General features: G+C 69.8%; 8 protein-coding genes and 1 rRNA gene. 7 read left to right on the top strand and 2 right to left on the bottom strand.

Going from position 1 to position 8,004, the window contains the following annotated elements; all coding sequences use genetic code 11:
* From rrf to E0H73_RS16795, 3 genes are all read left to right on the top strand, one after another.
* Nucleotides 1-74 (top strand): 5S ribosomal RNA (gene rrf / locus E0H73_RS16805); the annotation flags it as partial.
* Between the two features lie 413 nt (nt 75-487).
* Nucleotides 488-1,696 carry a hypothetical protein gene (locus E0H73_RS16800; RefSeq protein WP_131356489.1) on the top strand — a complete coding sequence of 403 codons (1,209 nt, stop codon included), beginning with the start codon at nt 488-490 and terminating at the stop codon, nt 1,694-1,696.
* Entirely contained in the window at nt 1,693-2,580 is an 888-nt protein-coding gene (locus E0H73_RS16795) for a hypothetical protein (protein WP_238164039.1), read from the top strand. Before E0H73_RS16800 ends, E0H73_RS16795 begins: the two co-directional genes overlap by 4 nt.
* A 309-nt stretch (nt 2,581-2,889) precedes the next feature.
* Here the strand turns inward: E0H73_RS16795 and E0H73_RS16790 are convergent, their stop codons facing one another.
* On the bottom strand, nt 2,890-3,768 hold the full coding sequence (locus tag E0H73_RS16790) for a CHAD domain-containing protein (protein WP_131356486.1): 879 nt from the start codon (nt 3,766-3,768) through the stop codon (nt 2,890-2,892).
* Between the two features lie 77 nt (nt 3,769-3,845).
* Nucleotides 3,846-5,009 (bottom strand): DUF1015 domain-containing protein, encoded by a 1,164-nt coding sequence (locus E0H73_RS16785; protein ID WP_131356483.1) that lies wholly within the window; start codon nt 5,007-5,009, stop codon nt 3,846-3,848.
* Nucleotides 5,010-5,033: 24 nt separating this feature from the next.
* Between E0H73_RS16785 and E0H73_RS16780 the strand changes: the two genes are divergently transcribed.
* The 4 genes from E0H73_RS16780 (at nt 5,034) to E0H73_RS16765 (ending at nt 7,997) form a co-directional block, all read left to right on the top strand.
* Nucleotides 5,034-6,143, top strand: coding sequence for an HAD-IIA family hydrolase (locus tag E0H73_RS16780; protein ID WP_131356480.1), 1,110 nt, complete (start codon nt 5,034-5,036; stop codon nt 6,141-6,143).
* An 85-nt stretch (nt 6,144-6,228) separates the two neighbouring features.
* Nucleotides 6,229-6,681 (top strand): polyhydroxyalkanoate synthesis protein PhaF, encoded by a 453-nt coding sequence (locus E0H73_RS16775; protein ID WP_131356477.1) that lies wholly within the window; start codon nt 6,229-6,231, stop codon nt 6,679-6,681.
* A 1-nt stretch (nt 6,682) separates the two neighbouring features.
* Nucleotides 6,683-7,168 (top strand): hypothetical protein, encoded by a 486-nt coding sequence (locus E0H73_RS16770; RefSeq protein WP_131356474.1) that lies wholly within the window; start codon nt 6,683-6,685, stop codon nt 7,166-7,168.
* 13 nt (nt 7,169-7,181) lie between these two features.
* Nucleotides 7,182-7,997, top strand: a complete 816-nt coding sequence (locus E0H73_RS16765) for a TlyA family RNA methyltransferase (protein ID WP_131356471.1) — start codon at nt 7,182-7,184, stop codon at nt 7,995-7,997.
* Nucleotides 7,998-8,004 lie beyond the last annotated feature (7 nt).

The following is an 8,004-nucleotide window of genomic DNA, read 5'->3' as shown; positions in this document are numbered from 1 at the left end:
ACCTGGAAGTTAAGCCCGACAGCGCCGATGGTACTGCGACCGGGAGGTCGTGGGAGAGTAGGACGCCGCCGGACATTCACACTGTTAAGGGCCACCCCAGTTGGGGTGGCCCTTAACATTTTGTCCGGACAACTTCGGCACGCGAGCCGCCTGCCGGGAAGCCCTCGATGGGGCTGATCGTTGTAGGTGGCGGTACGTTTGTCCGATTACTGCACTTCAGCATCGTTAGGAGTCACCGTGGCGACGCCACCTCGCAATCCTCACTCCGGTTCAGGGGACCGTCGCGGTTCCTCCGGAGGCAGCGGCCGTCCCGGCCGTGATGGTGGTGGGCGCTCGGACTCCGGTTCCGGCCGTTCTGGGTTCGGCTCGGGTCGTTCCGGCTCTGGTGGCCCTCGCTCTACGGGCGGTGGCCGAGCCGGCGGGTCTGGTGGTTCCGGTAGCTCTGGCGGGCCGCGTTCGTCTGGTGGCTACCGGGGAGCCTCGAGTCGTGGTGACGGACCGCGGGCTGGTGGGCCGCGTGGGGGTTCGCGTTCTGGTGGGTCTTACCGGGACGGGGATCGCGATGACGCACGTTCCGAGAACCGGCGGGGTTTCGCCGGCGGACGTGGCGATGACAAGGGTGAGCGGGATCCGTTCGGTGGTCAACTGTCCGGTCAGGGCGGTGGACGCGGCTCCGGTCGAGACGACCGCTCTGGCGGTTACAACAGAGACGACCGAGGCGGTGCGGGCCGTAGTGCCGGCGGCGGCCGCGGTGGTCCCCGTCGTGACGACAGATCAGGCTCCGGTGACCGCGGCGGCTACCGTCGTGACGACAGGTCGGGCTCCGGCGACCGCGGCGGTTACCGCCGCGATGACCGTGGTGGTGACGACCGCGGCGGGTACCGACGGGACGACCGTGGTGGCGGCGAGCGAGGGGGCTATCGACGGGACGACCGTGGTGGCGGCGAGCGAGGGGGCTATCGACGGGACGACCGCGCTGGTCGCGACGACCGTGGTGGCTTCCAGCGAGATGAGCGTTCCGGGTCTGGGGAGCGTGGCGGCTATCGCCGTGATGACCGTTCCGGGACCGGGGACCGCGGTGGATACCGCGGAGATGACCGTTCCGGCGGGAGAGACCGCGGTGGGTATCGCGGAGATGACCGCTCCGGCGGCGGAGATCGCGGTGGTTACCGCCGTGATGAGCGTGGTGGCGGTCGGCGCGACGACCAGGGGTTCCGGCGTGATGAGCGTCCCGGCGCTGGTGATCGCGGTGGGTATCGCCGTGATGAGCGTGGCGGTGACGACCGTGGTGGTTACCGACGGGACGACCGCGCTGGGCGCGACGACCGTGGTGGTGCTCGGCGGGACGACCGTTCCGGCTCTGGCGACCGAGGCGGCTTCCGTGGAGCTGACCGGTCTGGGGCTGGCGATCGGGGCGGATTCCGGCGTGATGAGCGTGGCGGGTCGCGGCCTGACGACAGGTCTGGGCGGGGCGGTGCTCGTGGAGGCGGGCCGGCTCGTGGCGAGCGTGGCGCGTTTCGGCGGGATGAGCGTGGAGGTGACTCGCGCGGTCGCGGTGGGTCTCAGCGGGACGGGCGGGATGATCGCCGCGGCGGGTTCCGCCGGGACGACCGTGGAGAGGAGAAGGCCGGCCCGCGTCGCGACGACCCGGCGATTCCGGAAGGGATCACCGGAGCCGAGCTTGATCGTGGTGTGAAGGCAGAACTGCGGTCGTTGCCGCGGAGCCTCGCCGACCTCGTCGCGCAGCACCTGGTCGCGTCCGGGCGTCTCCTCGATGACGACCCCGAGCTTGCGTACAAGCACGCGCGCACCGCACGGAGGTTGGCCGCGCGGCTGGGCGGCGTCCGGGAGGCTGTGGCGATCACGGCGTACCTGGCTGAGCATTACGACGAGGCGTTGACCGAGTTCCGGGCGGTACGGCGGATGACCGGGAACCACGAAGTTCTCGCGATGATGGCCGACTGCGAGCGGGCGCTCGGCCGGCCGGACAAGGCGCTCGCGCTGACGCGGGACAAGCACGTCCACGACGTGTCGGAGGCGACGCAGATGGAGCTGCTGATCGTGGCGGCCGGTGCGCGCCGCGACATGAAGCAACTCGCGGCCGCGATCCAGACCCTCGAGGTGCCGGAGCTCACCAAGCGCACGCGCGCCGAGTGGTTGCCGCGCCTGCGCTACGCGTACGCCGACGCCCTCGAAGCAGCCGGCCGCACCGAAGACGCCCTCGAGTGGTTCCACCGAGCCGCCGCCGCCGACGCCGACGGCTCCACCGGCGCCGCCGAACGAGCCGCCCAACTAGAAGGCCTAGAGTTCACCGACCTAGACGAAGACGACGACTACGACAACCCCGACGCGGCAGACGAACCCGAAGCCGAGGACGAAGCAGACCTCGCGGACGAAGCTGACCTGGCGCACGAAGCCGACCTGGCCGACCAGCCCGCCGAGCTCCTAGACGACGAGCCGGCCGACGCGGAGGAGCTGACGGACGAGCTCGAGCCCACTGATGAGGCCGAGCGCACCGACGAGGCGGAGCTGGCGGACGAGCCGGCCGACACCGAAACGACCGAGAAGCCCGAGAACTGACCGCGTAGCCCACCACCGCGTGCCCACGCGGTGGTGGGGGCGGTCCGGCGGGCGTTGGAACGTCGCGGAGCCGCGGTACACACGGTCGCATGGTGGTGGGAACGGCACGGCTGCGAGACAGCCCTGGGCATGGCCGGGCGGTCGAGACGTGGCGTGGCCGAGGGGGTGAGCTGGCTTGCACGAAGCTTGGCAAGCCCGAGAACCAGCCGAGTAGCCGCGGCTCTGGCGCAGTCGGTGGCACTTCCGGGGCTGGCGCGCTCCGCGCGTCCGGGGCGGCTGGGGGCATCCGACCGGGGTGGGCTTCTGGGGTTAGGGGCGGTGGTAGAGGGTTAGGAATTCTTCGCGGAGGGGTTTGCGGGCGGCGCGGTGGCGTTCTGTTAGGCGGCCGAGGGTGAAGGAGAGCTCTGGGTCGTCCTGAGCGGCCGCGTCGGCTGCCATGGCGGTCAGGGCGTCGGCGGCGGCGCAGTGGTCCTGGTGCTGGCCCAGCAATTCCTGGTACTTCGCGGCCTGGGTTGCGGTCGCCTTCGCCTCGTCGCCGAGCACAGCTGCGCTGGTGTCAGCGGCGTACCGGACTCTCTTGGCCAACAGACGGACTTCGTGCCAGTCGTCGTCAACCGTCCAGGGCTTGAGCTTGTCCGCCTCCTGGGTGAACGTCACGTTCGCCGCGGCCAGCAGTTCCGGCAGGACCTCGCCGCAGGGCTTGCTAGCCTTCGGCTTCAGGTCCGGAGCGGCTGCGACCACCTCGAGGGTCTGCAGGAGTTCCGCCGTGCTCTCACCCGTCACCACCTCAGCCGACCGCTTGGCAGCGCGGTCCAGGCCGACCGTCAGCGTCGTCAGGATCGTCTCGACGTGCTCCGGGTCGTCCTCGCTGTTCGCAGTCTCACGAACCAGCGCCGCGATCACCTCGAGATCGCGTGCCTCCCCACACGCGTTAGCCAACGCAGACAGCTCGCTCCGCAGGCCCGTCGACCAGTCGCCAGCCAGCAACTTCCGAAACAGCTTCAGATCACTCCGCAACCGCCGGCACGAGACCCGCACTTGGTGTATGGCGTCATCCTCACCCTTCTCCACCATCAAAACCGCCCCCTGCAGCCGCGCAGCCCCCTTCGTGAGCGCAGTCCCCACCAACACCCCAACCGGAGCCTCCGCACTCAAGCCCCCACCCGAACCACCCAAACTCTCACCCATCACCCCATTCTCCTGGACCCCACCAACAAGGAGAACCTCTCCAGCCTCACGTCCTACTCTTCGGCCTGGCTAGCCCCTCACAGGGTCCGGAAGAGCAGGCCCACGCGGGGCTTGGGGCCGAAGGAGGTTGCTTTTTGGGGCAGTACGGCGCCCTGGGCGGCGGAGCGTAGTACCTGGTCCATTCGGGGGGCTGTGAGCTCTACAGCCGCCTGGTGAGGGCCAGCGAGCGCTAGAGCGTCAGCGAGCGCGTGGTGGAAGGTGATGTCTTCCTCGACGACGCCCCACGCTGGCAGCAGCTCTCCGTGCAGCATCGAGACCGTCGGAGCCTCCTGTCCGGCCGTTGACCGGACTGTCACCCAAGTGGACCCGTCCGTCACCGCGATCCGGTCCGGCACACCCTCTACGCGTCCAGGGAGCACCTGCCAGCCGGCCGGCGTACGGGAGCTGACCGTGGCCAGGTCCAGCCCCGGTATGACGCGGTGGATCGGGTCCAACGTGAGCGGATGACGGCTGTGGTCGACGAGCATGGCCAGACCGACCGACGCGCCCTGCCGGCCAGGCTCACGCTTCTGCCGTTCCAGGTACGCCGCATAGCGGTGGTGGCCGTCGGCAATGAGTGCCTCGTGCTTCGACAGTTCGCCGGAGATGGTTGCCAGGACAGCTGGGTCCTCGATGCGCCAGATGCGGTGCAGGGCGGTGCCGTTCTGTGTCTCGGCCTCGACCCACGGCTCTCCGGCCCTTGCCGCGTCGACGGCGTCGCTGGCCGCGCCTCCGTCGGCGTACGCGAGCAGGATGGGCTCCAGGTCGGCGTCCGTCGCCTCCATCAGCTTGAGGCGGTCGTCGACCCAGTGCGGCATCACATCCTCATGGGGCAGCACCACTCGGCGCTCCGGATCCAGGCTGAGCGAGCCGACCAGGCCACAGAGCAGGGCACTACCTAGCTTCTGCTCGTACACGTAGAGCGCGGGCCGCGGGTCCTGCACGACCACACCGGCGTCCTGCCAACCGGCCAGCCGTCGGGCCGGCTCGTCGTACCGGCCGGAACCGAGCTCCGGATCGCGTGGAAGGATGAGCCTCACCATGTTGTGCAGATCAGAGTCAGTCAGCCGCCGGACGATGGCGGGTTCGAGTACGTCGTACGGCGGCGAGGTGACGGCGCCGAGCGCGCTCACCTTCCCGGCCACGAACCGCCACGCACGCAGTGGGTCGAGTCGCAGCACGCTCCCCCTCGAATCCGGCATGGGCGGCATCGTACGGCGGGAAGCATGAGCGCGGAACGAAATGCGCCCGCGCCGCTGTCGGCGTGTGACGAACCGCTCGCCAGCCGGTACGACGTCGCACTGCTCGACCTGGACGGTGTCGTGTACGTCGGGCCGGACCCGGTCCCGGACGCCCCGGAGAACCTGCGCAAAGCCTCCAAGGAGGGCATGCGGATCGGCTACATCACCAACAACGCCAGTCGGCCGGCGCGGGTAGTTGCCGAGCACCTCGCGTCGTTCGGGCTGGAGGTGATCGCGGACGACGTGGTCACGTCCGCGCAGGCGGCGGCGAAGCTGGTCGCGAACGACTTCCCGCAGGGCTCTCCGGTGCTCGTGGTCGGCGGGGAAGGGCTGTACTCCGCGCTGGAGGAGTACGGGATGAACCCGGTCCGGAGCAGCGACTCGCACCCGGTGGCCGTCGTACAAGGGTTCCACCCTGAAGTGAACTGGGTGATGCTCGCGGACGGCGCGCACGCAATCAACGAGGGCGCGAAGTGGTACGCGACCAACCTGGACCTGACCATCCCGACCGCGGCCGGGATGGCGCCGGGCAATGGGACGCTGGTGCAGGCGATCCGGGCGGCCGTCGGCGTGGATCCGATCGTGGCGGGCAAGCCGGAGCCGCCGCTGCTGGAGACCAGCATCGAGCGGCTCGAGGCCAAGCGGCCGTTGATGATCGGGGACCGGCTGGACTCGGACATCGCGGGTGCGCACGCGGTCGGCATCGCGAGTCTGTGGGTTGCGACCGGTGTCAATGACCCGCACGACTTGGCTCGCGCGCCGAAGAACCAGCGCCCGACGTACATCGCGCCCGGCCTGGGTGCGCTGGCCGAGAAGCAGCCGGGTGTGACGGTCGAGGGCGGCAAGCACACGTGTGAGGGCTGGACCGCCGAGGTTGTGGACAATGCGGTTTCGGTGAAGGGCGAGGGCGCGCCGTACGACGGTCTGCGGGCGATCCTGTCCGCGGTGTGGGCCGCAGTCGACGCACCGCCGAAGCCGGCCGCCAAGACGGCCAAGGCTGCCGGTCGCAGCCGTCGGCCGCTGCCCAAGCCCGCCCCGACCCCCGATTCGATCGCCATTGACGCCGCGCTGCACCGCGTCGGACTGGAATCCTGAGGCGCTGAACCGCTCAAGGGCGGTGGCTGGGTGGTGTTGGGGTGGGGAGGCGATACCGTTGCTGGGACGAAGCGAGGAGGCAGTCATGGTTCTGGACGCACTGCGCGGCTACGTACAACTGGCGAGCGGGCTGACCGAGGTCACCAGGCAGAGAGCCCAGGCGGCGGCGAAGGCGTTGCTGCAGCAGACCGGCGCGGACACGCTGACGACCGGGCTGACCAGCAAGGTGAGCGAGCTGACCGACGAGATCGTTGCCACCAGCAAGAGCAACCGTCAGCTGCTGCAGGCGATCGTGTCGAACGAGGTCGAGGGGGCGGTGGCGCGGCTCGGGTTCGTTCGCGCGGAGGAGGTCGCAGGACTGACCCGCCGAGTGCAGAGGCTGGAGCAGGAGCTGGCCGAGGAGCGTGCTGCCGCGTCGGCCGCCGATGTCGCTGCGCACGCGCCGAAGCCGCAGGCCAAGAACGCCGCGGCGAAGAAGGCAGCGAAGAAGGCTGCCGCGAAGAAGGCCGCGGCCAAGAAGATGGCGAAGAAGGCGTGACGTGACCGAGCATCCTGGCGAACAGTTCCCGCCGGACGTCGACCCCGACGTCGAGCCTGGGTTCGAGCCCAGCCCGGCCGAGGAGGCGCCCGCCGCCCCCGACTACGACGCCGAGCCCGGCTCCCAAAGCTTCGAGTCCGCCGAAGCGCCAGCCGAAGCAACCAGCGACGAGCCGGCGCATGTGGATCCGGCGGAGGTGGAGTTCGGGCCGGAGTTCGCGCGCGAGCCCGGGCAGGAATACGAGCACCCCTACGAAGCCGAGTCCGCCGAGCCCGAGCACGAGCCCGAGCACCAACCCGAACCCGAGCACCAGGCCGAGGCCGAGGAGCGTGAGCCGGGGCATCCGTTGGTGGATGAGGTGATGGGGCGGCTGGACGAGTTGCGCGAGCGGCCCGTGGACGAGCATGCCGACGTGTACGCCGACCTGCACGAGCGACTGCAGAGTGCCTTGGTGGAAGCGGATGCCGAGCACGGCGACCGTGGCTGACCGGAAGGTCTGAGTGGCCAAAGGAGTCAAGCGATCCCGGCTGGACGCCGAGCTGGTACGGCGCGGCCTGGCGCGGTCCCGGGAGCACGCGAGTGAGCTGATCGCGGCCGGCAAGGTGAAGGTGTCCGGCACCGTCGCCTCGAAGCCGGCGACCGGTGTCGGGGCCGACGCCCCGATCGTCGTCGACACCTCGGAGACCGACGACCCCGGCTACGCGAGCCGTGGCGCGCACAAGCTGGTCGGCGCGCTGGAGGCCTTCAGCGCCGTCCAGGTGAAGGGCCGCCGGTGTCTTGACGCGGGCGCCTCCACCGGCGGATTCACCGACGTACTGCTGCGCAACGAGGCGGCGCACGTGATCGCCGTCGATGTCGGGTACGGCCAGCTGGTGTGGTCGTTGCAGACCGACGAGCGGGTCACGGTAATGGACCGGACCAACGTCCGTACGCTCACCCTCGACGACATCGGTGGTGAACCGGTCGATCTCGTCGTCAGCGACCTCAGCTTCATCTCGCTGACGCTCGTCCTGCCCGCGCTGATCGGGGTGGTGACGCCGGACGGCGATCTGATGCTGATGGTGAAGCCGCAGTTCGAAGTCGGCAAGGAGCGGCTCGGCAAGGGCGGCGTCGTTCGTGACCCGGAGTTGCGCGCGGACGCGGTCCGGGGCGTCGCGGCGAAGGCCGCCGAACTCGGCTGGGGTATTCAGGGAGTGGCCGCCAGCCCGTTGCCTGGTCCGTCAGGAAATGTCGAATACTTCCTGTGGATACGCCGGAATGCACCGCCTCTCGATGAGACGATGCTCCAGACCGCCATCGAGCGCGGTCCGCAGTGAAGGAGGC

The organism is Kribbella pittospori, assembly GCF_004331465.1.
Taxonomy (GTDB): Bacteria; Actinomycetota; Actinomycetes; order Propionibacteriales; family Kribbellaceae; genus Kribbella; species Kribbella pittospori.
The sequence above is the reverse complement of the archived record's forward strand: the minus strand, read 5'-3'. Positions and strand labels throughout refer to the sequence as shown.

What these genes read in the sequence shown, in the direction of transcription:
- E0H73_RS16790 (WP_131356486.1), bottom strand. Translation starts at nt 3,768, where the DNA reads ATGGGTGAGAGTTTGGGTGGTTCGGGTGGGGGCTTGAGTGCGGAGGCT.
- E0H73_RS16785 (WP_131356483.1), bottom strand. Translation starts at nt 5,009, where the DNA reads ATGCCGGATTCGAGGGGGAGCGTGCTGCGACTCGACCCACTGCGTGCG.
- E0H73_RS16780 (WP_131356480.1), top strand. Translation starts at nt 5,034, where the DNA reads ATGAGCGCGGAACGAAATGCGCCCGCGCCGCTGTCGGCGTGTGACGAA.
- E0H73_RS16775 (WP_131356477.1), top strand. Translation starts at nt 6,229, where the DNA reads ATGGTTCTGGACGCACTGCGCGGCTACGTACAACTGGCGAGCGGGCTG.